This window comes from Streptosporangium sp. NPDC006930 (assembly GCF_040635605.1).
In the GTDB taxonomy this organism is placed as follows: Bacteria; Actinomycetota; Actinomycetes; order Streptosporangiales; family Streptosporangiaceae; genus Streptosporangium.
This window is the reverse complement of the sequence record NZ_JBEYID010000007.1, coordinates 201123-224416: the sequence shown is the minus strand read 5'-3', so window position 1 is coordinate 224416 and position 23294 is coordinate 201123. Positions and strand designations below refer to the sequence as shown.

The following is a 23294-nucleotide window of genomic DNA, read 5'->3' as shown; positions in this document are numbered from 1 at the left end:
ATCTGCAGACGTGTCGAAGGTGACGGACCTTGTCAAACGCCTTTTCATCGGGCGGGCGCTGCGTAGCACGCAGCTACACGAGCAACTGCTCCCCAAGCGCATCGCGCTCCCCGTTTTCGCGAGTGACGCCCTCTCCTCCGTCGCGTACGCCCCGCAGGAGATCCTGGTCATCCTCTCCCTCGCGGGACTCTCCTTCTACCACTTCAGCCCCTGGGTGGCCGTCGCCGTCGTCGTGGTGATGCTCACCGTCGTGGCGTCGTACCGGCAGAACGTGTACGCCTACCCCAGCGGGGGTGGCGACTACGAGGTCGCCACCGTCAACCTCGGCCCGAACGCCGGTCTCACCGTCGCCAGCGCCCTGATGGTCGACTACGTGCTCACCGTCGCGGTCTCGGTCGCCAACGGCGTCGACTACGTGGGCGCCACCATCCCGTACGTCGCCCAGCACAAGACGCTGGTCGCGATCGTCATCGTCGTGCTGCTGACCGTGGTCAACCTGCGCGGCATCCGCGAGTCGGGCGCGGCCTTCGCGATCCCCACCTACACCTTCATGTTCGCGGTCCTCGGCCTGATCGCATGGGGCGGATTCCGGGTGCTGATCCTCGGTGACGAGCTGCACGCGCCCACCGCCGGGTACGAGATCATCGCCGAGCAGACGAACCTGACCTCCTTCGCGGCGGCCTTCCTGATCCTGCGCGCGTTCTCCTCAGGCTGTGCCGCGCTCACCGGCGTCGAGGCGATCAGTAACGGCGTGCCCGCCTTCCGCAAGCCCAAGAGCAGGAACGCCGCGAACACCCTGCTGATGATGGGCCTGGTCTCGGTGACGATGTTCGTCGGCATCATCACCCTCGCGCTGGCCTCGGACGTCAAGGTCGCCGACCCCGCCGTCGCCTACCGCGACGTCCTCATCGACGGCCGGCCCGCCGGGCCCGGCTACTACCAGCAGCCGATCATCGCCCAGGTGGCGGACGCGGTCTTCGGGAACGGCTCGCTTCCCTTCTTCTTCATCGCCGCCGTCACCGCGCTGATCCTGTTCCTCGCCGCCAACACCGCCTTCAACGGTTTTCCCGTGCTCGGCTCGATCCTGGCCCAGGACCGCTACCTGCCCCGCCAGCTGCACACCAGGGGTGACCGGCTCGCCTTCTCCAACGGCATCGTGATCCTCGCCGCCGGGGCCTGCCTGCTGCTGTGGGGCTTCGACGCCGACGTCAGCCGCCTGCTCAACCTCTACATCGTGGGCGTCTTCGTGTCGTTCACGCTGAGCCAGATCGGCATGGTCAGGCACTGGAGCAGGCACCTGAGAACCGAGACCGACCCCAGGGTCCGCCACCAGATGCACCGCTCGCGGACGATCAACTTCTTCGGCGGCGTCATGACCGGCCTGGTGCTGGTGGTGGTGCTGGTCACCAAGTTCACCCACGGCGCCTGGATCGTCTGCGTGGCCATGCCGGTGCTTTTTTTGATGATGAAGGGCATCCACCGCCACTACGAGAACGTGGCGGCCGAACTCGCCGTCGCCGAGGACTCCCAGGTGGACGAGACGATGCTGCCCGCGCGCAACCACGTCATCGTCCTGGTCTCCAAGATCCACAAGCCGACCCTGCGCGCTCTCGCCTATGCCCGCGCCACCCGTCCCTCCACGCTGGAGGCGATCACCGTGGGCGTGGAGGGACCGGAGGCCAGGGCGCTGCAGGAGGAGTGGGAGCGGCGCGGCATCCCGGTGCCGCTGAAGATGCTCGACTCGCCCTACCGCGAGATCACCAGGCCGATCCTGGAGTACGTCAAGTCGCTGCGCCGCCGTTCCCCCCGGGACGTGGTGAGTGTCTACATTCCCGAATATGTCGTCGGCCACTGGTGGGAGCACCTCCTGCACAACCAGAGCGCGCTGCGCCTGAAGGGCCGCCTGCTGTTCCAGCCAGGCGTGATGGTCATCAGCGTGCCCTGGCAGCTGCACTCCTCCGACCGGCTCAAGGGCCGCCCCGAGCCCCTCGCGCCGGGCGCCGTACGCCGTCCGCGTCAGGAGGCGGCGCGGGACGAGGACGTCAAGGCATAACCTTTCGTAGGTGCTCCTGACGCGAGGAGGCTCGACCGACGACGATTTTCTCTTGGGGGCGACGGCCATGACGATCGAACTGACGGTGGGACCGGTTGCGCACGGTGGCTGGTGTGTCGCCCGCCATGACGGGCGGGTCGTCTTCGTGCGGCACGCGCTGCCCGGCGAGCGCGTCGTCGCCGAGATCACCGAGGAGACCTCCCGGTTCCTGCGGGCCGACGCGGTCGAGATCCTGGAGCCCTCCGCCGACCGGGTGACCCCGCCGTGCCCCTTCGCGGGCCCCGGCCGCTGTGGCGGCTGCGACTGGCAGCACGCCTCCCTCGACGCCCAGCGCCGACTGAAGGCCGACGTGGTGGCCGAGCAGCTCAAGCGACTGGCCTCGATCGACTGGAAGGGCATCGTCGAGGAGGTCCCCGGAGCCCCCGACGGGCTCGGCTGGCGCACCCGCGTCCAGTTCGCCGTCGAGCGAGACGGGAGCCTGGGCCTGCGCCGCCACCGCTCCCACGACATCGAGCCGGTGGACGCCTGCCTGATCGCCCACCCCGAGGTGGAGAACGTCGGCGCCGAGGTGATGAACTGGCGCAACGCATCCTCGGTGGAGGTCATCGCCTCCAGCGCCGGTGACCAGGCGGTCGTGGTCGCCCCCAAGCCCCGGCGCACGGTGGCCATCCCCGACCTCGACACGAGCGTGGCCGTCTTCGTCGACGAGGGCAAGGGCCGCAGCCGCGTCGTCCACGGACGCAACCATCTCGTCGAGCGGGTCGCCGGCCGCGACTTCCAGGTCACCGGCAGCGGTTTCTGGCAGGTGCACCCCGGTGCCGCGGCCACCCTCCTCGACGCCGTCATGGAGTTCGCCGCCCCGCGCCCCGGCGAGTGGGCCCTCGACCTCTACTGCGGCGTCGGCCTGTTCGCCGCAGGGCTGGCCGAGGCGGTCGGTCCCGAGGGAGCCGTGTTCGGTGTCGAGTCCGAGTCCGTTGCGGTCCGCGACGCGGAGCGCAACCTCCGCGACCTGCCCCAGGCCCGTTTCGCCAGGGGACGCGTGGAGAACGCCCTCGACCGCTTCGGCATCGAGCGCGCGGACCTGGTCGTCGTCGACCCGCCCAGGGCGGGTCTGGGCCGCGACGTCGTCGAGAACGTGACCACCCTCCAGGCGACCCGGATCGTGTACGTCTCCTGCGACCCGGCCACCCTCGCCCGCGACCTGGCCTGGTTCGCCGAGCGAGGCTACCGCCTCGCCGACCTGCGGGCCTTCGACGCCTTCCCGATGACCCACCACGTGGAGTGCGTGGCGCTGCTGGTCAGCGAGTCGATCTAGGCTCTGACCGGCGGCGGTCTCACGGGTGCTCCGGCGCGCCCGCGTCGTGGACCAGCAGCGCGATCTGGACCCGGTTGTTGAGATCCAGCCGGGTCAGGATCCGCGACACGTGCGTCTTCACCGTCGGCAGCGCCAGATGCAGCTCCCGCGCGATCTCGGCGTTGGAGCGGCCGCGTCCGACCGCGAGGGCCACCTGTCGCTCCCGTTCGGCCAGCAGCGCCAGCCGGGCACGGGCGGCGGCGGCCCGGTCGCCCTGCCCCGAGCCGTCCGCCACCTGCTCGATGAGCCGGCGGGTGACGGCGGGGGAGAGCACCGGATCTCCGGCGGACACCGTCCGGATGGCCGTGACGATGTCCTGCGGCGGGGTGTCCTTGAGAAGGAACCCGGCCGCGCCGGCGCGCAGCGCCCGCAGCACGTGCGCGTCGGTGTGGAAGGTGGTCAGGACCAGCACCTCCGGAGCACCGGGCCTGGCCCGGAGCCTCTCGGTGGCGGCCAGCCCGTCGACGCCCGGCATCCGGATGTCCATCAGCACCAGGTCGGGGCCGTGCGCGGTGACCAGGGCGGGTACCTCGGACCCGTCGGCGGCCTCCGCGACGATCTCGATGTCCGGGGCGCCGCCCAGCATCAGGCGCAGCCCGGCCCGTACGATCGCGTCGTCGTCGACCAGCAGGACGCGGATCACCTCATCCCCCCTTCCCGTCCGCGGAACTCCGGCACGCGGTGGACGCGATGCCCGCCGTGGACCAGGGCAGCCAGGCGTGGACCAGGAACCCGCCGTCGGCGGGGCCGGCCGTCAGCTCGCCGCCCGCCAGCCTGGCCCGTTCGGCGAGCCCGATCAACCCCCGCCCGCCCTCGCTTCCGCTCCCGTTCCCGCTCCCATCTCCGATTCCGTCCCCGCTTCCGCCCTCACCTAGGCCACGGACCGAAGCCGGTCCCGGTGGCGGTGGCGGCGTGTTACGGACCTCCACCGTGAGTCGGCCGTCAGGGGACCCGCTCACCGCCACCGCCACCGCCGCGCCGGGCGCGTGCTTGCGCGCGTTGGTCAGCGCCTCCTGCACGATCCGGTACGCCGTGCGCCCCACCACGGGCGGCGGTACCTGCCCGTCAGGCGGCCCGGTCAGCTCGATCCGGCCGCCCGTCGCCCGTGCCTCAGCCACCAGCCGGGCCAGGTCCGCCAGTTCCGGCTGCGGTCGCTCGCCCTCCTCCGGTCCGGCCCGCAGTATCCCGATCACCTCGCGCAGGTCGCGCAGGGCGAGGTGGGCGCTCTCCCTGATCACTCCGGCGGCCCGCGCGATCTCCTCCCGGGGCGCGCCCGGGTTGAACTCCAGCGCTCCGGCGTGCACGCTCAGCAGTGACAGCCGGTGACCGAGTATGTCGTGCATCTCGCGGGCGATCTCCTCCCGCGTCTCCCGCCGTGCCCATTCGGCCCGCAACTCCGCGTCCGCCTCGGCCAGTTCCGCGCGCTCTCGCAGCGAGGCGATCAGCTGCTGCCGGGAGCGCCGGAACAATCCCCACCCGATCGCCCCGGCGATCAGCGCGAAGTACGTCAGCGCCGATCCCGCACGTTCCCCTGACAGCTCCGCCACCTGCCACAGGAAGACGGGCAGCGGTGCGAAGGCCAGCGCCGCCACCCACGCCGTGACCCGCCACGGACGGGTCGCGGCCACCGTGAACACCGCCACCATCGCCGGACCGGTCAGGTAGTGCGCCCAGGTGCCCGCCAGCAGCAGCACCACCGCCAGCGGTACCGGCCGACGCCGCCGCAACAACACCGCCGCGCACCCCAGTCCTCCGACCATCTGATCGACGTTCCGCCACACGGGGTCGAGGGACTCGGGAACCGGTATGGACTGCGAGCTGACAGCGGCGAAACAGGCGGCGAAGAGGAACAGCGCCACGTCGGTGACCCAGTCGCGGCGGGTGCGGTGGATGCGGCGCATACTCCGGAAATTTACGCGGCTCCCGCCCGTGTCCCGGCGTCCGCGCCGCGACCGGATACTTAAGTACGACCGAAGGGCCCGCCGACGGCCATCCTTGGTCACCGCCCGGCCATCCTGAGCCCGATCCCGAGCCCGGCACCACATGCCTACCGTCGAGGCATGACCTTCACCACCCCGCCGAAGTCCCCGCTGGCGGCACTGTCCGGCCTGATCTGCTTCGTCCTCGTCGCCGGCGGCGCGAGCGGCCTCCTGCACGAATGGTTCGGCTGGATTCACTTCATGGGATTCCTCCGTTTTCTCGCCCCCGGCGGTTACGAGATCTACAGCTACGTCATCATGATCGTCCTCGGTCTCGCGGTGGGCGCGGCCGGTGACGCGGTCACCCGGCGAGGCCGCGGATGACCGTGCGGAGAGGAGAAACGACGGCCCCCGGCCCTCCGTGGCGGCCCTCCACGCCCTCGGCGGGTGGGGGTTTCTTGCCGGCCCGAAAATCCGCGTAGCTCAGAGATCGCTCAAACCCCGGGTAGAGCACCGCTCGAGAAACGGTCTAACCTAGGACGACGAGGGGAGTACTTCCCAAGAGCCGACCCGGTCAATACGGACGTTTCATAACGGCCCCGGGCGGCCGCCTGCGAAAACAGGCGAAGGAGACCTCGAACAGCCGAGCGCGCGTTCGAGGAGGGTCATGTCCGCTGAGACAGTCCTGTCGGTAGCCAGTCTTGAAACCATCGGTTCGCCGCAACTGTGGGCGATCACCGTAGCCGCCCTGATATTGCTGCTGGCCGTGGACTTCCTGATCACCCGGCGCCCGCACGAGGTGCGGATGCGCGAGGCGGTGGGCTGGTCGGTCTTCTACCTGGTGCTCCCTCTGATCTTCGGCTTCTACGTGTGGGGGGCCTTCGGGTCCGGTGTGGCGGTGGAGTTCTTCACCGGCTACGTGGTGGAGAAGTCGCTGTCGGTGGACAACCTGTTCGTGTTCATGCTGCTGCTGTCCGCCTTCGCGGTCCCGCCCGCGCTGGCCCAGCGAGTCCTGCTGTACGGCATCATCGGGGCGCTGGTGCTGCGCGCGATCTTCATCGCGCTGGGGGCGGCCGTCCTGCAGAGCGGCACGTGGGCGTTCCTGCTCTTCGGCGGGATCCTGCTCTTCACCGCATGGAAGATCTTCAAGGACGCGCTGAGCGGGGAGGAGCACAAGATCGACGTCTCCTCCATGCGCTCGGTGCGGCTGCTACGGCGCTTCATGCCGGTTACCAACGACTACCACGGCTCCCACCTGGTTGTTCGCCAGAACGGCCGCCGCGCCCTGACTCCGCTGGCGTTGGCCATCGTGGCCGTCTTCGCCACCGACATCGTCTTCGCCGTCGACTCGGTGCCCGCCGTGTACGGCGTGACCGAGGACCCCTTCATCGTCTTCGCCACCAACGCCTTCGCCCTGATGGGCCTGCGGGCGCTCTACTTCGTGCTCCAGGGCGTCCTGGCGAAGCTGCGGCACCTGAACCACGGGCTCAGCATCATCCTGGCCTTCATCGGGATCAAGCTCGTCCTGCACTGGGCGCACGGCGTCTGGTCATGGGTCCCGGAGATTCCCACCCCGCTCTCGCTGGGGGTCATCGTCGGGGTTCTGGCCACCGTCACGATCACGAGCATGTACGCCAACCGCCGTGAGCCGAAGCCCGTCCCCCCACCCGCCGAACGAGAACCCCAGCCGGGGCCGAAACCCTAGGCACACCGCTCTTTCCGCCTCCACGACGGCCACGTTCTCGAGCCTCTGTTCGAGCGTGGCCGTCGTGGGTTTCGGGGGCGGCGACCGCGTCTTCCCGTCCGCTCCGTTCTCTTGATCCACAGTTTGCGCCTCCTTGCCCGGCGACCGCCGCTCCCTCGCGCGACGCGCGTTTAGCGTGATCGTCAGGGGTGGGGGACGGTGGACATGCGGCGCGACTGGTCCGTGCGGGCCCGGATGACGGTGCTGGCCGGTGTCGTGATGGCGCTGCTGTGCACGACCTTCTGCGCGTTGATCCTGGTGGGCGCCTACCAGGACGCGACGGAGGACCGTGCCGACCGAATCCTTCGCGTGAAGCTGCGCGTGCTTCCTCTCCTCCTGCGTGACCGGCTGCCCCCGGTGCTCCCCGAACTGGGCATCGTGGCCCTTCAGGTGGTGGGACCGACCGGCCGGGTCGTGGCGGCGAACTCCCGGATGACCGGCAAGCCGCGCATGGCCTCCTTCGTCCCTCCGGAGGAGTTCTCGCCGAAGGGCGGGGTCGTCTGCGGCACGCCGAAACCCGACGCGTGTGTGATCGTCGTGGGCCTGCGGGTCCACGCGCACGGAGACCACTGGATCATCTACGGTGCCGAGCCCGTCGTCCCGCCGTATGTTCACCATTTCCTGCTGGCCGCGCTGCTGGGCGGATCCGCGTTGCTGGTCGGAGTCACGGCGGTCGGCACCTACCGCACGGTCGGCAAGACCCTCGTCCCCATCGAGGCGATGCGCGCCGAGCTGGCCGAGATCACCTCGACCGACCCGGGCCGCAGGGTGCCGGTGCCCGAGCACCACGACGAGATCCGGCAACTGGCCGAGATCGTGAACCAGACCCTGGACCGGCTGGAGGCGGCGCTCCAGCGGGAACGGCGGTTCGCCTACGACGCCTCCCACGATCTGCGCAGTCCCATCACCGCCATGCGCACCCAGGTGGAGGAGGCGCTGCTGCATCCGAAGGAGGCCGACTGGCCCGCCACGGCGGACGCCCTCCTGGACAGCCTCCACCGGCTGCAGGCGATCGTCACCAACCTGCTCGAACTCGCCCGGGTCGACGCGGGCGGCGTCGACCTCGGGGAACGGGTGGACCTGAGTGAACTGGCCGATTCCGAACTCGCCCGCCGTGTCCGCCGGGCGAGGGTCGTGGCCGACCCCCAGCCGGACGTGGTGGTCACCGCGGACCGGCTCCAGCTCGCCCGGCTGATCGCCAACCTCCTGGACAACGCCGAGCGGCACGCCACCTCCACGGTCACGGTCTCGGTCCGCCGAGAGGGGGGCGACGCCGTGCTGGAGGTCGGCGACGACGGGCCCGGGATCTCTCCCGACCAGCGGGAGTACGTGTTCCAGCGCTTCGCGCGGCTGGAGGCCGCCCGCAGCAAGGACCAGGGAGGCACCGGACTCGGCCTCGCGATCGCCAGAGGAATCGCCGAGCGCCACGGCGGGACGCTGACCATCGAGGACTCCGAACGCGGCGCGCGCTTCGTGGCCAGGATCCCCATCCGCGACCCAGACGAGACAGAGGAGAGCGGGTAGCGGTCCCCTGTCACCGGTGCACCTTCGCCTCTCTCCGGGGACGGCCCTTCGACGGTGTCACTCCGTTGGCTCGTGCGCGGGCAGAGGTGAAGTCGCGAGCATCCCGCCAGGTGTGCGCAGGTGTGAGCGATGCCGGTCGGCCGGTCATGGAAGGGATCTTTGGTGCCGTGCCCTCCCCGCGCACGGGAGGCGCACGATCATGCCCGCGATCATGCCCGCCGGCACCCCGGCGAACACGCCGGAACCCATCCCCACGAGCACGCCGACGGTCACCCCCGTGACCAGCCGTGCGATCACGCCCGCGGCCAGGCACAGGACCGGGTGTACGGAACGGGGAGTGGGCGTGGGTACGGGCGGGGACGTGGTCGCGTGGGTGGGCGCGTCCACGACTACGCCTCGTCCGCCGGGCCGAGGCGCTCCTCCAGTCGTTCGAGCCTGAGCAGGACGGGGCGCAGTTCCTCGCGTACGGCCGCCGACAGGGCGCTCGCCGCGTCGGCGGGCAGGACCGGGGGGGTGACCGGGGGAGTGGTGGCGGTCCGGGTCTGCGCTCTCAGGTGGACGTATCCGGCGAGTGCGGCCGAGACCGCGTGGCGGGTCAGCCGGTGCTCGGCGCCCAGCTCCCGCAGGATGCGCCCGGCCGCGCCGTCCGGTTCCGCGACCAGCCCGAGGAGCAGGTGCTCGCAACCGACGTAGTTGTGGCCGAGCGAGGTGGCCTCGGTGACGGTCATCTCCAGGGCCGCCGCCGCCGGAGCGCCAAAGGTGAGGTCGGACTCGGAAGAGGTGGTCTCGGCGACAGGGGCCGGGGCGTCGAGGCCGAGCCGGTCCAGGCGGCGCCGCACCTCCTCGGGGTCGATCTCCAGGGCGCCGAGAACCTGGAGCGCTAGATTGCCTCCCTCGGCGAGCATGCCGCCCAGCAGGTGCTCGGTGCCGACCTCCGTCGCGCCCAGGGCCCTCGCCTGCTCCACCGAGAGCTTCACCACCTCCCTGGCCCGCGGGGTGAAGTGAGTGAGGCGCGCCGTCAGGTCGTCGAGGCCGGAGGCGCCGAGCGCCGTCTCGCGGATGGCGGTCACCCGCCGTACGGCCTGCTCCAGAGCCCGCTGGCAGACGGCGGAGACCGGCACGCCCGCCTTCTTCACCGCCTCGGCCAGCTCGTCCGGCAGGTAGACATTGATCTTCGGCATTAGGTCGCCCCCTTGGGGTTACAGAAGGGTTATAACCCATTCATAACCCCAAAGGAGGCGCTTGTCTAGCGCGTCGCGCCGATGAGGAACCTGGCGATGCCGGGGGAGAGGGCCGCGCCCCTGGCGGAGATCCACGCCAGGTGGTTGCGGCTGCTGAAGGCGGCGAGCCTGCGGGCCTCCAGTCGCGTGAGGTCGCCGGACCTGGCGAGCACGGGCGTGAGGGCGATCCGATGCCAGGCGGCGCTCTCGCCCAGGGAACGGGCTATCTGCGGATGCGCGGCACGGACGGCCGAGGCGATCGGGCGCAGGCGGCTCCCGGCGCCCGGGGCGGTGCCGACGGGTGCCAGGAGGTTGACGGCGGCGATCTCGGCGCCCGCCGACCGGGTGGCCCGGAGCATCTCCTGGTCGCCCGGGGACAGGCCCGCCCTCGTGACCGGCAGGGTGAAGCTCACGGTGAGGAAACGGTCCTCGCGGACGGCCTCGCGCTGCAGGGCCGCGATCGCCCTGGCCCGCCGCAGCACGACGGCGTCATCCCCGAGGTCGTGGACCTCGAAGTCGATGTAGTCGGCGCCGAAGACACCGATAGCCCGGCGGTAGGCGGCGGTGAGCCTGGCCAGATCGGAGCAGGCCGCGGCGAGCTCGCGCCCCTCGGGGCCGCCGAAGGCGATTCCCGCGTTCCCGCCCGCGGCGCGCAGCGGGGCGAGCCGATCGGGGAGCGGGTCGCCGACCCGCGCCCCGAGCCCTCCCCACCTGGGCACGCAGCCCTTCTGCCCGGCGGTGAGGTGGCCCAGCGTGAACCAGCGCACATGGCCCCTCCTCATCTCCCTCGACAGGTTGAAACGCGGCCCGCGGGCCGCGTCCACGAACGTCACGAAGCCCGACGGGCGGACGACGGCAGGTGTGGGCGACGGCGTGGCCGTCGGTCCCGGGACCGGCCCCGAGGACGTCGCACTCGGCCCGGCCTGCCCGACGACGGCCCACTCGCCGTGCGCCCTGGAGGGCAGCAGCCAGATCGCGGTCCCGGTGCCCGTGGCGAGCGCGATCGAGGCGAGCACCACGAGGGGCCGGGGCGGAGTGCCGGGCTCGCGGGTCCTGCGGGTGCCGGGGCGTTCGGTCGCCACAGACATGTGATCCCCTCCTCGACGACCAAGGGGGGGTGATCGCTGTGAGTGGTCGACCCGCTACCCGTTGCGTCAGAGGCCAGAACGTTAGCAAGCGTTCCCGCCGTGGCGCGGGCTTTCAGCGGATGCCGTCCGGAGTGCCCGGATAATGGCTCTCATGAAGTTGAGGATCTTCACTGAACCGCAGCAGGGTGCCACCTACGACGAGTTGCTGGCGGTAGCGCTGGCCGCGGAGCGGCTGGGGTTCGACGCCTTCTTCCGCTCCGACCACTACATGCGACTCGGCCCCGGCGACGCGGGGGCCGGCTCCACCGACGCCTGGACGACCCTGGCGGGCCTGGCCAGGGACACCTCCACGATCCGTCTCGGCACCCTGGTCACGCCGGTCACCTTCCGGCTGCCGGGCCCGCTCGCGATCAGTGTGGCCCAGGTCGACCAGATGAGCCGCGGGCGGGTCGAGCTGGGCCTGGGCACCGGCTGGTACGACGCCGAGCACATCGCGTACGGCATCCCGTTCCCGCCGGTCGGCGAGCGGTTCGGGCGGTTCGAGGAGCAGCTGGAGATACTTGTCGGGCTCTGGACCACGCCGGTGGGCGAGACCTTCTCCTTCGAGGGCGCCCACTACAGGCTGGCCGACTCGCCCGCGCTGCCCAAGCCCGCGCAGAGCCCGAAGCCGCCGATCATCATCGGCGGCACCGGCGCCAGGCGCACCCCGCGTCTGGTCGCCCGGTTCGCCGACGAGTACAACGTGCCGTTCCGCACTCCCGAGGACACCTCGGAGGCCTTCGACCGGGTCAGGAAGGCGTGTGAGGTGGAGGGCAGGGAGCCGGTGATCCTGTCCGTGGCGCAGACCGTCTGCGTCGGCTCCGACGACGCGGAGATCGAGCGGCGGGCCGCGGCGACCGGGCAGGACCTCGCCGCGCTGCGGGCGGCGGGTCTGGCGGGCACCCCCGCCGAGGTTGCCGAGAAGATCGGCCGGTTCGCCGAGCTGGGCGCCGAGCGGATCTACCTGCAGGTGCTGGACCTGGACGATCTCGACCACCTTGAGCTCATCGCGGACGAGATCCTGTTCCGCGTGTAGGTCGCGGGCCTTCGCGTCATCCACATCCACGTCACCGCTCGTGGACGGGGTCCGCTCCTTTCTGGCGCCCGAGGTCACCGCGTCACCGGCGGAACGACCGGGGCGGGGCGCGGCTCACGGGAGGCGGGGTGCGCGCCGTTCACGGGCGGGTCGGCCGCGGACCGGCCCGCCCGTTAACCGATGGCCGTCCAGGAGGGCGTGCGGCACACTGGGCCGGGTGTTACTGACGATCTCCACCACCGTGCGGCCCGCCACGGACCTCGGCTTCCTGCTGCACAAGCATCCCGACCGGGTCCAGGAGTTCGGGCAGTCGTACGGCGTGGCACGTGTCCTCTACCCCGAGGCGGGCGAGGAGCGTTGCACGGCGGCGCTGATGCTCGACGTCGACCCGATCCGCCTGGTGCGCTCGCGCGACCGCGCCACGCCCGACTACACGCTGGGCCAGTACGTCAACGACCGGCCCTACGCCGCCTCCTCACTGCTCGCCGTGGCGCTGGCCGACGTGTTCCGTACGGCGCGTACCGGGCGCTGTGCGAGCCGTCCCGAGCTGGCCGCCGGGCCGATCCCACTGGAGATCACCTTGCCCGTGCTGCCGTGCAGGGGCGGTCCCGGGCTCGCGCACCGGTTGTTCGAGCCGCTGGGCTGGCGGGTCGAGGCGACCGCACTCCCGCTCGACGAGGAGTTTCCCGAGTGGGGCGACTCGCGCTACGTGCGGCTGGTGCTGCGCGGGGAGGTCCGCCTGGCCGACGCGCTCAACCAGCTCTACGTGCTGCTTCCTGTGCTCGACGACGCCAAGCACTACTGGGTGGCCCCCGACGAGGTGGACAAGCTGATCAGGGCGGGCGGGTCGTGGCTCGCCTCCCACCCCGACCGGGGTCTGATCACCCGCCGCTACCTCGGCCGTCGCTGGGCCCTCACCCGTACGGCCTTCGCCCGCCTCGCCGAGATCGGCGACGACGTGGAGGAGGACCTCGAACCCCCGGTCGAGGAGGATCCCGCGGCCGAGGTCGCCACAGGGGATCACGCGGGGAAAGACGGGGAGGACACCGCCGCGGAGAGGGCCGCCGAGGAGGGCTCCGTCGGGGGGAGTTCCATCGGGGAGGACCTCGCCGAAAAGGAGTACGCCGGGCGGAGCGGTCCCGCGAGTGGGGCCTCCCAAGAAGGTTCCTCGCCCGCCGGTGCCGTCAGGCGCCCGTTGAACACCCTGCGTCTGGAGGCCGTGCTCGCCACCCTGGAAGGGCTGGACGCGAGCACCGTCATCGATCTCGGCTGCGGTTCCGGCCGGCTGGTCGGAGCGCTGCTCGAACGGCCCCGCTTCACCAGGGTGACCGGGGTGGACGTGTCCTCCCGGGCGCTGGCGTTCGCGGCCAGGCGGCTGAAACTCGACCGGATGCCGGAGCGACGGCGAGAGCGGCTGGAGCTGTTCCAGGGGGCGCTCACCTACACCGACGCCCGGTTCGCCGGATACGACGCCGCGGTGCTGATGGAGGTCGTCGAGCACGTCGATCCACCGCGCCTGGACGCGCTGGAGCGGGTGGTCTTCGGAGCGGCGCGGCCGGGACACGTGATCGTCACGACCCCCAACGTCGAGCACAACGTCCGCTACGAGTCCCTGGACGGCATGCGCCACCCCGACCACCGCTTCGAGTGGACTCGCGCCGAGTTCCGCGCGTGGGCGGCGAAGGTGTGCGGCGAGTACGGCTACCGCGTCGAGTTCCTGCCGATCGGCGACGACGACCCCGAGGTGGGACCACCCACCCAGATGGCCCTGTTCGGCCTCGCGGGCGCGTCGGGCGGTTCCGGAGGCACCGAAGGTTCCACGGGCACGGGCGGGGTCGTGGGCGCGGCGGGCCACACGAGCGTGAGAGGCCCCGTGAACGTGAACACGGACGGGCACGCGGGCGCGGGAGACGCGGGAGGTGGAGATGACTGAGATCGCCGTACCGGAGATGTCGCTGGTCGTGCTCGTGGGGGTGTCCGGCAGCGGCAAGTCGACCTTCGCCGCCAGGCACTTCGCGCCGACCCAGGTGATCTCCTCCGACTTCTGCCGGGGCCTGGTCTCCGACGACGAGAACGACCAGGCCGCCACCCCCGACGCCTTCGACGTGCTCCACTACATCGTCGGCACCCGGCTGCGGCGCGGGCTGCTGACGGTCGTGGACGCCACGAACGTCCAGTGGGAGGCGCGCAAGCAGCTGGTCGAGCTCGCGAAGTCGCACAACGTGCTGGTCGACGCGATCGTCCTGGACGTGCCGGAGGAGCTGGCGATCGCGCGCAACGAGACCAGGCCCGACAGGGACTTCGGGGCGCGCGTGGTCGTCAGGCAGCGCAAGGAGCTGCGCCGTTCCATGAGCAGGATCTCGCGTGACGGCTTCCGCCGGGTCCACGTGCTGCGCGGGGCCGAGGAGATCGAGGCCGCCACGGTCGTCACCGAGAAGGCGTGGACCGACAGGCGAGAGCTGACCGGCCCGTTCGACATCATCGGCGACGTGCACGGCTGCCGTGCCGAATTGGAGGCGCTGCTGCGCGACCTCGGCTGGAAGATCGACCCCGGCGGCGCGGGGGCCGTACACCCCGAGGGCAGGACGGCGGTGTTCGTCGGCGACCTGGTGGACCGGGGGCCGGACTCGCCGGGCGTACTGCGGCTGGTCATGGGCATGGTCGCGGCCGGGACCGCGCTGTGCGTGTCGGGCAACCACGAGCAGAAGCTGGCCCGCGCGCTCAACGGCCGCAAGGTCAGGGTGGCCCACGGCCTTCAGGAGTCGCTGGACCAACTGGCCGCCGAGCCGGAGGAGTTCAGGCGCGAGGCGCTCGCCTTCATGGACGGGCTGATCAGCCACTACCAGCTCGACGGGGGCAGGCTCGTCGTCGCCCACGCCGGGCTCAAGGAGGCCTACCACGGCCGTGCCTCGGGCAGGGTCCGCTCCTTCGCGCTGTACGGCGACACCACCGGTGAGACCGACGAGTACGGCCTGCCGGTTCGCTACCCCTGGGCACGCGAGTACCGAGGGTCGGCCATGGTCGTCTACGGTCACACGCCGGTTCCCGAGCCCGAGTGGATCAACAACACGCTCTGCCTGGACACCGGGGTGGTTTTCGGCGGGCGACTGACCGCGCTGCGCTACCCGGAGCGGGAGATCGTCTCGGTACCCGCCGAGCGCGTCTGGTACAAGCCGGTCAGGCCGCTCACCGCCCCCGGCCACCGCGACCCCGGCCTGCTCTCCGTCGAGGACGTGCGGGGCACCCGCCACATCGAGGTGCGCCACGGCGGTGGCCGCGTCAAGATCCGGGAGGAGAACTCGGCCGCGGCCCTGGAGATCATGAGCCGGTTCGCGGTCGACCCGCGCTGGCTGGTCTACCTGCCGCCGACAATGGCGCCCCCGGAGACCTCCCGCCTCGACGGCTACCTGGAGCACCCGGCCGAGGCGTTCGCCGAGTTCGCCGCGGCCGGGGTGACCCGGGTGGTGTGCGAGGAGAAGCACATGGGCTCGCGGGCGGTGGCCGTGCTGGCCGCCGACCCCGAGGCGGCGGCGGCGCGGTTCGGGATCACCGACGGCACCGCCGGAACGGTCTACACCCGTACGGGAAGGTCGTTCTTCCCCGACACCACCGAACTGGTCGACAGGCTCAGGCGGGTGTGCGCGCCGCTGATGGAGGAGCTGGGATCGAACTGGCTCGTCCTCGACTGCGAGCTGCTGCCCTGGTCGGCCAAGGCCGAAGGGCTGATCCGCGGCCAGTACGCGTCGGTGGGCGCCGCGGCCCGCGCGGTGCTGCCCGAGGCGGTCACCGTGCTGGAAGCGGCGGCCGGGCGCGGCTTGGATGTGGGCGATCTGTTGGACCGCACCCGACGCCGTTCCACCAACGCTGCCCGTTTCAGGCAGGCATATGCGCGTTACTGCTGGCCTGTCTCCGGGGTGGAGGACCTTCGCCTGGCACCGTTCCAGATCCTCGCCTGCGAGGGCCGGGCGACCGCGATCCAGGAGCCGCACTCCTGGCACCTGGACCTGCTGTCCCGGCTCGACGATCCGCTGATCGCGCCCACCCGGCACGTGTTCGCGGATCCGACCTCGCCGGAGTCGACGGAGACGGCCACGGCGTGGTGGTCGGCGCTGACCGCCGAGGGCGGCGAGGGGATGGTCGTCAAGCCGGTGGACCCGCCGGACGGGCGCAGCCGGGTACAGCCCGGGATCAAGGTGCGCGGGCGGGAGTACCTGCGGATCATCTACGGTCCCGACTACACCGAGAGTCTGGACGTCCTGCGCCGCCGCTTCCTGGGCCGCAAGCGCTCGCTCGCCCTGCGCGAGCACGCGCTGGGTCTTGAGGCGCTCTCCCGACTGGCCGAGGGGGAGCCGCTGTGGAGGGTGCACGAGGCGGTCTTCGCCGTCCTGGCGCTGGAGTCCGAACCGGTCGATCCCCGTCTTTGACTCTCTCCCCGGGGTGAGGGCCGGAGTTCTCCCGTCGCGGTTGCGCGGGGCGGGGTTGACGCTTCACGGACCGGGTACTCCCCCGCCCCTACCCCCCCGCGTTCCGGTAGCCCTCGCCTCCGGAGGAGGACGCGGAAAGGACGAACCACTCGGCTTTTCTGCTGGGGCGGGGGAGGAGATGGGTTAGGTTCACATCGTGCCGTCCAGGAAACAGCGGAGTGCCCCGCCCGCGGGACGCGTGCCCTCCGGAGTGCGGGCCGCCGCGCGGCCGAGCCGTGCCGAGCTTGAGGCGGCGGGGGAGGCGACGATCGAGGACGTCCTCGGGCCCGCCCTGGAGGTGCTGTTCTGCGGGATCAATCCCGGCCTGTACTCCGCCGCCACCGGCCACCACTTCGCCCGGCCCGGCAACCGTTTCTGGCCCGCGCTGTACCGCTCGGGCTTCACCCCCAGGCTGCTGTCCCCCGCCGAGCAGGACCTGCTTCCCTCCTACGGGCTGGGCATCACCAACGTGGTGCGGCGGCCCTCCGCGCGGGCGGCGGAGCTGTCCGCCGAGGAGTTTCGCGCGGGCGGGGAACGGCTGGGGAGGCTGGTCGCCGAGGTCCGGCCGAAGGTGCTGGCGGTGGCGGGGGTGACCGCCTACCGGCAGGCGTTCGGCGTTCCCAAGGCGGTGATCGGGCCGCAGGAGTCCCGGATCGGCGGCGCGGCGGTGTGGGTGCTGCCCAACCCGAGTGGTCTGAACGCGCACTGGACGCTGGACGGGATCGCGCAGGAGATGCGGCGGCTGCGGGAGTCCCTCACCTGACGGGTCGGAGCCTCTCGTGCCGGCCGGCACGAGAGGCTCCGGGGAACGGCGGGCCGACCGCTCGCCCAGAGCCGATCGGGGCAGGGGCGGAAGCGACCCGGGAGGAGATCAGAACGAGGCAGGGGGGCCGACCCGGTCGTGGCGCCTTCTGGAGCGCCCCCGTCCGCGGTGGAGCATTCCCAGCACGGCGATCACCAGCCAGGCGAGGAAGACGAACTTGAGCACCCCGAATCCGCCGATCAGCACCCCGGCAACCAGCACCAGGAACATGAGGGGAAAGAGCGGATGCCCGCCGCGGTGGCCCATGTGGCGGCCCATGCGGTGGTGGCTCCAGCCGGGGTGGCGGTGGCCCCCGGGCCGGGGAGGGCCCCAGGAGTGGGCATGCCCGCGGCGCCCACCCGGCCTTCCGTCCGGCCCCCACGGCCCTCCGCCCGGCCCCCAGGGCGATCCGGGGCCCCAGGGGGCTCCCGCGCCCCAGGGACCCCGGGAGCTCTCGGGCTCCTCCTGCCGCCAGGCGTGCGGGCCGGGAAGGTCCGCGCTCACCCGGGCCAGCTCGCCGCCCGTCCGCGCGGACAGGGTCAGTTCGAGGCGTTCGTCGAGCTCCTCACGGGTCAGGCGGCCCTGCGCGTAGTGCTCGCGCAGGGACTCCATCGCCACGTCACGCTCGGCGTCTCCGATGCGGAGGTCGTCTCGGGGGATCATGGTCAGGTCACTCCTCGCCGGTGTCGCCGTCGGCCAAGATCTGGTAGAGCTTGCGGCGCGTCTCGATCAGGGTCTGCTTCGCCTGCCGGATCTGCGCGTCGCTGCCGGTCTGCAGGATCTGGAGCATGGCGAACCCCGACTGGCGGGTGATGTCCATCAGCTCCCAGGTGCTGTCGTCGACCTCGGGCGTCATCTCCTCCCACGGGGCGCGCACCTCCTCGGAGTGCTCGGCCACGTAGGCGCGTCCGGCGTCGGTGAGGCTGAAGGTCTTGCGGCCCTCGTTCTCCTCGGCCAGGACGAGGCCCTCGTCGGTGAGCTGCTGCAGGGCCGGGTAGACCGCTCCGGGACTCGGCTTCCAGCCGCCTTCGCTGCGCCGTTCGATCTCCTGGATGATCTGGTAGCCGTTGCGGGGGGACTCGGTGAGCAGGGCGAGGATCGCGGCGCGGACGTCGCCGCGCTTCGCCTTGCGTCCGCGTCCGAACGGCGGCCCGCCGCCGAAGGGGCCCCCGCCGAACGGGCCTCTGCCCCCCCTGCCGCCCCGGCCAAGGTCCCAGGGGAACCCGGGGCCGAAGGGGAAGGGGCCGCCGCGGTGGCCGCGGTGCCGGTGCTCGCGTGGCCCGCCCTCGTGGTGTCCGTGGTGTGGCGTGCGAGGGCCGTGCTCCGGGCCGCCCTCGTGCCATCCGGCGGCCATCCGCCGCCATGCCTCCCTGGCCGCGCGCTTCATCTCGCGCCTGACCTCGTGGGATCCGAATCCGGCCCAGGGGCCACCCATCGCGTTCGACGGTGTCATGTCGTACCTCCGTACCGCGATCGTCTTTTGATCGCTCTCGATGCTTCAAAGATATATCGAGAACATTCTGACGACAACCCCGTGTCATGAAATAGGGGCATTGATCCATGATCACTTAGAGTAATTTTTGATTACTCTAAGTAGAAGTGAGGCAGATCACGTAATTCTTGCCGGATTCTGGAACAAGTCCTGAGACCTGCACGTTACAAAGGACGTAGACGGGATCCGTTCCGTACCGGAAGGGCTGGGGGGTGCTTTCGGTACGGAACGGTCCCGTCTGTCGTTTTCGCATGTCCGCGCTTCATCGCGACCCTCCCGGGTGCGCGTCCCGATCTCCGGTGAAGACTCCCCGGAGGGCTCCCCGCGCGAGACCCGCCTCATGAGGGCGACCGCTCCACCGCGAGCTCCCCGTTCGCCGTTCCAGGCACTGTTCGCCCGTTCCATCCGTTGCTCATTCGTAGGAAGATGCGGATGGCGGTCATCTTTCGTGAAGGGGCGGAGAGATCGAAACGGGCCATCGTCGCCTTCGGGCGACCCTGGAGTCGGCGGAAAACGATCAGTGTTCGCGTGCCGGGGCCGTTCCGCCCCTGCGACACGCCGATGGTGTGCAATGGCACGGTCCTCCATCTGGAGGAGGCTTTGACGTACAGTCTCCCAAGGTGATCTTGATGGGGGTGTTTGACCGATGATGGGGCATACGCATGCGCTGACGGGTGCGATCGCCTGGCTGGGTGTGGCGCCCGCGCTGGCCGCGCTGCCCTTGCTGACCGAGACGTCCAGGTTCATCGAGACCGGCGTCATGGTGAACGCGCTCAACCCGGCCGAGTTCGTCGCCGGGGCCATCATCTGCGCCGGTGCCGCGATGCTGCCGGACCTCGACCATCCGAGTGCGACGATCGCGCAGACGTTCGGGCCGGTCACCTGGGGGCTGAGCAAGGCGGTCTCCTGGCTCGCCGGTGGCCATCGCAACGCCACCCACTCGCTGGTCTTCGCGGTCGCCGCGGGTTTCGGCGCCCACTACCTGGCCAACACCTATCCGATCGGCCGTGACATCCTGGTGGTGCTGCTCATCGGCCTCGCACTGCGGGCGATCGGCATCGGCATCCCGGGCAAGAAGTTCGCCTCGGCGATGCTCAACATCGGTATGACGGCCGGGCTGTTCGTGGTGTTCCGCAGTGACAACGTGGGATACGCCTGGCTGGGGCTGGCGGTCGCGATCGGATGCCTCACCCACGTCGTGGGTGACTGCTGCACGGAGAAGGGGTGTCCGGTGCTCTGGCCGATGCGGCAGAAGTGGCTGCTGCCGTGGAAGATCGGCATCAAGACGGGGCGTGCCTTCGAGCAGAAGTTTCTCGCTCCGGTACTTTCCGTCGTCGTTCTCGGGCTGCTGTACCTCCGGCTCGCTCCACAGTGATCATACTGGGGGGTAATTTGATGTCGAGATACCCGGAGGGATATCTTGATATCGAGACATTTGTCGCGGCCTGTCGGTGACCTGGAAGTTAGGCAGACCTAACAGTTCGGGGCGCTCGGGCGGTGCGGCAGGATTCAATCGCGCCCTATGTGCCGGCGCGGCAGACATCAGGTGATGAGGGAGGCGAACCGTGTCCGCGAACAGCTTTGGCAGCCGTGACACGCTCCGCGTCGGTGACGCGGAATACGAGATCTACCGGCTGGACGCCGTGGAGGGCTCGGGGCGTCTCCCGTACAGCCTGAAGATCCTTCTGGAGAACCTTCTCCGCACGGAGGACGGCGCGAACATCACCGCCGACCACATCCGCGCGATCGGCCAGTGGGACCCGAAGGCGAACCCGAACGTGGAGATCCAGTTCACGCCGGCCCGCGTGATCATGCAGGACTTCACCGGCGTCCCGTGCGTCGTCGACCTGGCCACCATGCGCGAGGCCGTCCGCGACCTGGGCGGCGACCCGGCCAGGATCAACCCGCTCGCCCCGGCCGAGATGGTCATCGACCACTCGGTCATCGTCGACTTCTTCGGCGGGGCCGACTCCTTCCAGCGCAACGTCGAACGGGAGTACGAGCGCAACCGCGAGCGCTACCAGTTCCTGCGCTGGGGCCAGACCGCCTTCGACGAGTTCAAGGTCGTCCCGCCGGGCACCGGCATCGTGCACCAGGTCAACATCGAGCACCTCGCCCGGGTCGTGATGACGCGAAGCGTCGAGATCGACGGCAGGACCGTGCTGGCCGCATACCCCGACACCTGCGTCGGCACCGACTCCCACACCACCATGGAGAACGGCATCGGCGTCCTGGGCTGGGGCGTCGGCGGCATCGAGGCCGAGGCCGCGATGCTCGGCCAGCCGATCTCCATGCTCATCCCGCGCGTGGTCGGTTTCAAGCTGACCGGCAAGCTTCCCGCCGGAGCCACCGCCACCGACCTGGTCCTCACGATCACCGAGATGCTCCGCAAGCACGGTGTCGTCGGCAAGTTCGTGGAGTTCTACGGCGACGGAGTCTCCAGCGTGCCGCTGGCCAACAGGGCCACGATCGGCAACATGAGCCCCGAGTTCGGCTCGACCTGCGCGATCTTCCCGATCGACGGCCAGACGACCGACTACCTCACGCTGACCGGCCGCTCCGCCGAGCAGGTCGCCCTCGTCGAGGCCTACGCCAAGGCCCAGGGCATGTGGCTCGACCCCGAGGCCACCGAGCCGGTCTTCTCCGAGTACATCGAGCTTGACCTGTCCACGGTCGTCCCGTCGATCGCCGGCCCCAAGCGCCCCCAGGACCGCATCGCGCTCTCGGACGCCAAGAGCGCCTGGCGCGCGGCCGTCAAGGACTACGTGTCGAGCGTCCAGGGCCCGCTCGACGAGGCGTCCGGCGAGTCGTTCCCCGCCTCCGACCCCCCGGCCGTCTCCCACCAGAGCAACGGCGACAAGCCGAACCCGGCCGAGCTCAACGGAGACCGGCCGCACAAGGTGGTGCGGGTCACCCTCGCCGACGGCACCGACTTCGAGATCGACCACGGCGTGGTGACGATCGCCGCCATCACCAGCTGCACCAATACCTCCAACCCATACGTCATGATGGGGGCCGCACTGCTCGCCAGGAACGCGGTCGAGAAGGGCCTGACCCGCAAGCCGTGGGTCAAGACCTCCCTTGCCCCCGGCTCGCAGGTCGTCACCGGCTACTTCGAGCGCTCCGGCCTGCAGCCGTACCTCGACAAGATCGGTTTCAACCTCGTCGGCTACGGCTGCACCACCTGCATCGGCAACTCGGGCCCGCTGCAGGAGGAGATCTCCGCCGCGATCCAGGACAACGACCTCGCGGTCACCGCCGTGCTGTCGGGCAACCGCAACTTCGAGGGCCGGATCAACCCCGACGTCAAGATGAACTACCTGGCCTCGCCGCCGCTGGTCGTCGCCTACGCCCTCGCGGGCACCATGGACCTCGACCTGAACAACGAGCCGCTGGGTGTGGGCTCGGACGGCGAGCCGGTGTTCCTCGCCGACATCTGGCCGGCGCCCGAGGAGATCGCGGCGGTCGTCGCCTCCTCGATCGACCAGGAGATGTTCCTGCACGACTACGCCGACGTGTTCAAGGGCGACGAGACCTGGCGCTCGCTGCCGATCCCGACCGGCAACACCTTCGAGTGGGACCCGGACTCGACCTACGTCCGCAAGGCCCCCTACTTCGAGGGCATGCCGCCCAAGCCGGAGCCGGTGACCGACATCTCCGCCGCCCGGGTGCTCGCGAAGCTGGGCGACTCGGTCACCACCGACCACATCTCCCCGGCGGGCGCGATCAAGGTCGGCACCCCCGCCGCCGACTACCTGAAGGAACACGGCGTCGGGGTCAAGGACTTCAACTCCTACGGCTCGCGCCGCGGCAACCACGAGGTCATGATCCGCGGCACCTTCGCGAACATCCGGCTGAAGAACCTGCTGCTCGACGGCGTGGAGGGCGGCTACACCCGCGACTTCACCGCCCCGGGCGGTCCGCAGTCCTTCATCTACGACGCCTCGGCCAACTACCAGGCCGCAGGCATCCCGCTCGTCGTCCTCGCGGGCAAGGAGTACGGCTCGGGCTCCTCGCGCGACTGGGCGGCGAAGGGCACCGCCCTGCTCGGCGTCCGCGCCGTCATCGCGGAGTCCTACGAGCGCATCCACCGCTCCAACCTGATCGGCATGGGCGTGCTGCCGCTGCAGTTCCCCGAAGGGGAGACGGCGAGTTCGCTGGGCCTGACCGGCGAGGAGACCTTCGACGTCATCGGCGTCGAGGCACTCAACGAGGGTGGCGTCCCGCAGACCGTGACGGTGAGGGCCGACGACAAGGAGTTCCAGGCGATCGTGCGCATCGACACTCCCGGAGAGGCCGACTACTACCGGCACGGGGGCATCATGCAGTACGTCCTGCGCTCCCTGCTCGCCAAGAGCTGAGCAGGGGGGCGGGGCCGCACGCCGGCCTCGCCCGCTCGGGGGCACACCCCGGACGAGAACCGTCCGGCGGGACACCATCCCGCCGGGCGGTTCCGTGCTTTTTTTGAGGGGTTCCACTGCTGAGCGGGGCCGGTCATGCCGTTTCCGTGCTGAGCGACCGCGCCACGGGCCGGCGGGCCGCCAGGCGTGCGGGCAGGGC

General features: G+C 70.7%; 18 protein-coding genes. 11 read left to right on the top strand and 7 right to left on the bottom strand.

Features of this window, described 5'->3' with window-relative positions; genetic code table 11:
• Positions 1-10 precede the first annotated feature (10 nt).
• Both ABZ664_RS15240 and ABZ664_RS15235 read left to right on the top strand, forming a co-directional pair.
• Positions 11-2053 carry an APC family permease gene (locus tag ABZ664_RS15240; protein WP_362508849.1) on the top strand — a complete coding sequence of 681 codons (2043 nt, stop codon included), beginning with the start codon at positions 11-13 and terminating at the stop codon, positions 2051-2053.
• Positions 2054-2120: 67 nt separating this feature from the next.
• Positions 2121-3368 (top strand): class I SAM-dependent RNA methyltransferase, encoded by a 1248-nt coding sequence (locus tag ABZ664_RS15235; protein ID WP_362508846.1) that lies wholly within the window; start codon positions 2121-2123, stop codon positions 3366-3368.
• 19 nt (positions 3369-3387) lie between these two features.
• Here ABZ664_RS15235 and ABZ664_RS15230 read toward each other — a convergent pair whose 3' ends face one another.
• Both ABZ664_RS15230 and ABZ664_RS15225 read right to left on the bottom strand, forming a co-directional pair.
• Positions 3388-4050, bottom strand: coding sequence for a response regulator transcription factor (locus tag ABZ664_RS15230; RefSeq protein WP_362508843.1), 663 nt, complete (start codon positions 4048-4050; stop codon positions 3388-3390).
• A gap of 1 nt (position 4051) precedes the next feature.
• Entirely contained in the window at positions 4052-5308 is a 1257-nt protein-coding gene (locus tag ABZ664_RS15225; protein ID WP_362508840.1) for a histidine kinase, read from the bottom strand.
• Positions 5309-5467: 159 nt separating this feature from the next.
• Between ABZ664_RS15225 and ABZ664_RS15220 the strand changes: the two genes are divergently transcribed.
• From ABZ664_RS15220 to ABZ664_RS15210, 3 genes are all read left to right on the top strand, one after another.
• A complete protein-coding gene (locus tag ABZ664_RS15220) occupies positions 5468-5710 on the top strand; it encodes a hypothetical protein (RefSeq protein ID WP_362508837.1) in 243 nt (80 codons plus the stop codon).
• A 283-nt stretch (positions 5711-5993) separates the two neighbouring features.
• The gene (locus ABZ664_RS15215) at positions 5994-7031 is read left to right on the top strand and encodes a TerC family protein (protein WP_362508834.1); all 1038 of its coding nucleotides are present in this window, start codon (positions 5994-5996) and stop codon (positions 7029-7031) included.
• A gap of 204 nt (positions 7032-7235) precedes the next feature.
• Positions 7236-8594: a HAMP domain-containing sensor histidine kinase gene (locus ABZ664_RS15210; RefSeq protein WP_362509237.1), complete on the top strand. Its 1359-nt coding sequence runs from the start codon at positions 7236-7238 to the stop codon at positions 8592-8594.
• A gap of 144 nt (positions 8595-8738) precedes the next feature.
• Here the strand turns inward: ABZ664_RS15210 and ABZ664_RS15205 are convergent, their stop codons facing one another.
• The 3 genes from ABZ664_RS15205 to ABZ664_RS15195 all read right to left on the bottom strand — a co-directional run bounded on the left by ABZ664_RS15205 (position 8739) and on the right by ABZ664_RS15195 (position 10902).
• Entirely contained in the window at positions 8739-8981 is a 243-nt protein-coding gene (locus ABZ664_RS15205) for a hypothetical protein (RefSeq protein WP_362508831.1), read from the bottom strand.
• Positions 8982-8983: 2 nt separating this feature from the next.
• Positions 8984-9775, bottom strand: a complete 792-nt coding sequence (locus ABZ664_RS15200) for a Clp protease N-terminal domain-containing protein (RefSeq protein ID WP_362508828.1) — start codon at positions 9773-9775, stop codon at positions 8984-8986.
• Between the two features lie 65 nt (positions 9776-9840).
• Entirely contained in the window at positions 9841-10902 is a 1062-nt protein-coding gene (locus ABZ664_RS15195; RefSeq protein WP_362508826.1) for a hypothetical protein, read from the bottom strand.
• Positions 10903-11053: 151 nt separating this feature from the next.
• Between ABZ664_RS15195 and ABZ664_RS15190 the strand changes: the two genes are divergently transcribed.
• The 4 genes from ABZ664_RS15190 to mug all read left to right on the top strand — a co-directional run bounded on the left by ABZ664_RS15190 (position 11054) and on the right by mug (position 17203).
• The gene (locus tag ABZ664_RS15190; RefSeq protein WP_362508823.1) at positions 11054-11977 is read left to right on the top strand and encodes an LLM class F420-dependent oxidoreductase; all 924 of its coding nucleotides are present in this window, start codon (positions 11054-11056) and stop codon (positions 11975-11977) included.
• A gap of 217 nt (positions 11978-12194) precedes the next feature.
• Positions 12195-13910, top strand: a complete 1716-nt coding sequence (locus tag ABZ664_RS15185) for a 3' terminal RNA ribose 2'-O-methyltransferase Hen1 (protein WP_362508820.1) — start codon at positions 12195-12197, stop codon at positions 13908-13910.
• The gene (locus ABZ664_RS15180; RefSeq protein WP_362508817.1) at positions 13903-16401 is read left to right on the top strand and encodes a polynucleotide kinase-phosphatase; all 2499 of its coding nucleotides are present in this window, start codon (positions 13903-13905) and stop codon (positions 16399-16401) included. Before ABZ664_RS15185 ends, ABZ664_RS15180 begins: the two co-directional genes overlap by 8 nt.
• Before the next feature lie 250 nt (positions 16402-16651).
• Positions 16652-17203, top strand: a complete 552-nt coding sequence (mug, locus tag ABZ664_RS15175) for a G/U mismatch-specific DNA glycosylase (protein ID WP_362509234.1) — start codon at positions 16652-16654, stop codon at positions 17201-17203.
• A 108-nt stretch (positions 17204-17311) separates the two neighbouring features.
• Here mug and ABZ664_RS15170 read toward each other — a convergent pair whose 3' ends face one another.
• A complete protein-coding gene (locus tag ABZ664_RS15170; protein ID WP_362508813.1) occupies positions 17312-17905 on the bottom strand; it encodes a DUF1707 domain-containing protein in 594 nt (197 codons plus the stop codon).
• Positions 17906-17912: 7 nt separating this feature from the next.
• Entirely contained in the window at positions 17913-18695 is a 783-nt protein-coding gene (locus ABZ664_RS15165; protein WP_362508810.1) for a PadR family transcriptional regulator, read from the bottom strand.
• Between the two features lie 685 nt (positions 18696-19380).
• On the opposite strand from ABZ664_RS15165, the gene ABZ664_RS15160 reads away from it, so the two are divergent.
• Entirely contained in the window at positions 19381-20109 is a 729-nt protein-coding gene (locus tag ABZ664_RS15160; protein WP_362508807.1) for a metal-dependent hydrolase, read from the top strand.
• Positions 20110-20299: 190 nt separating this feature from the next.
• Entirely contained in the window at positions 20300-23095 is a 2796-nt protein-coding gene (gene acnA, locus ABZ664_RS15155) for an aconitate hydratase AcnA (RefSeq protein WP_362508804.1), read from the top strand.
• Positions 23096-23294: the final 199 nt, after the last annotated feature.

Excerpts from the sequence above, each read along its gene's own strand:
- ABZ664_RS15195 (WP_362508826.1), bottom strand. The coding sequence starts at position 10,902 with ATGTCTGTGGCGACCGAACGCCCCGGCACCCGCAGGACCCGCGAGCCC.
- ABZ664_RS15200 (WP_362508828.1), bottom strand. The coding sequence starts at position 9,775 with ATGCCGAAGATCAATGTCTACCTGCCGGACGAGCTGGCCGAGGCGGTG.
- ABZ664_RS15180 (WP_362508817.1), top strand. The coding sequence starts at position 13,903 with ATGACTGAGATCGCCGTACCGGAGATGTCGCTGGTCGTGCTCGTGGGG.
- ABZ664_RS15170 (WP_362508813.1), bottom strand. The coding sequence starts at position 17,905 with ATGATCCCCCGAGACGACCTCCGCATCGGAGACGCCGAGCGTGACGTG.
- ABZ664_RS15215 (WP_362508834.1), top strand. The coding sequence starts at position 5,994 with ATGTCCGCTGAGACAGTCCTGTCGGTAGCCAGTCTTGAAACCATCGGT.
- ABZ664_RS15225 (WP_362508840.1), bottom strand. The coding sequence starts at position 5,308 with ATGCGCCGCATCCACCGCACCCGCCGCGACTGGGTCACCGACGTGGCG.
- ABZ664_RS15210 (WP_362509237.1), top strand. The coding sequence starts at position 7,236 with ATGCGGCGCGACTGGTCCGTGCGGGCCCGGATGACGGTGCTGGCCGGT.
- ABZ664_RS15220 (WP_362508837.1), top strand. The coding sequence starts at position 5,468 with ATGACCTTCACCACCCCGCCGAAGTCCCCGCTGGCGGCACTGTCCGGC.
- ABZ664_RS15235 (WP_362508846.1), top strand. The coding sequence starts at position 2,121 with ATGACGATCGAACTGACGGTGGGACCGGTTGCGCACGGTGGCTGGTGT.
- ABZ664_RS15165 (WP_362508810.1), bottom strand. The coding sequence starts at position 18,695 with ATGACACCGTCGAACGCGATGGGTGGCCCCTGGGCCGGATTCGGATCC.
- ABZ664_RS15190 (WP_362508823.1), top strand. The coding sequence starts at position 11,054 with ATGAAGTTGAGGATCTTCACTGAACCGCAGCAGGGTGCCACCTACGAC.
- ABZ664_RS15160 (WP_362508807.1), top strand. The coding sequence starts at position 19,381 with ATGATGGGGCATACGCATGCGCTGACGGGTGCGATCGCCTGGCTGGGT.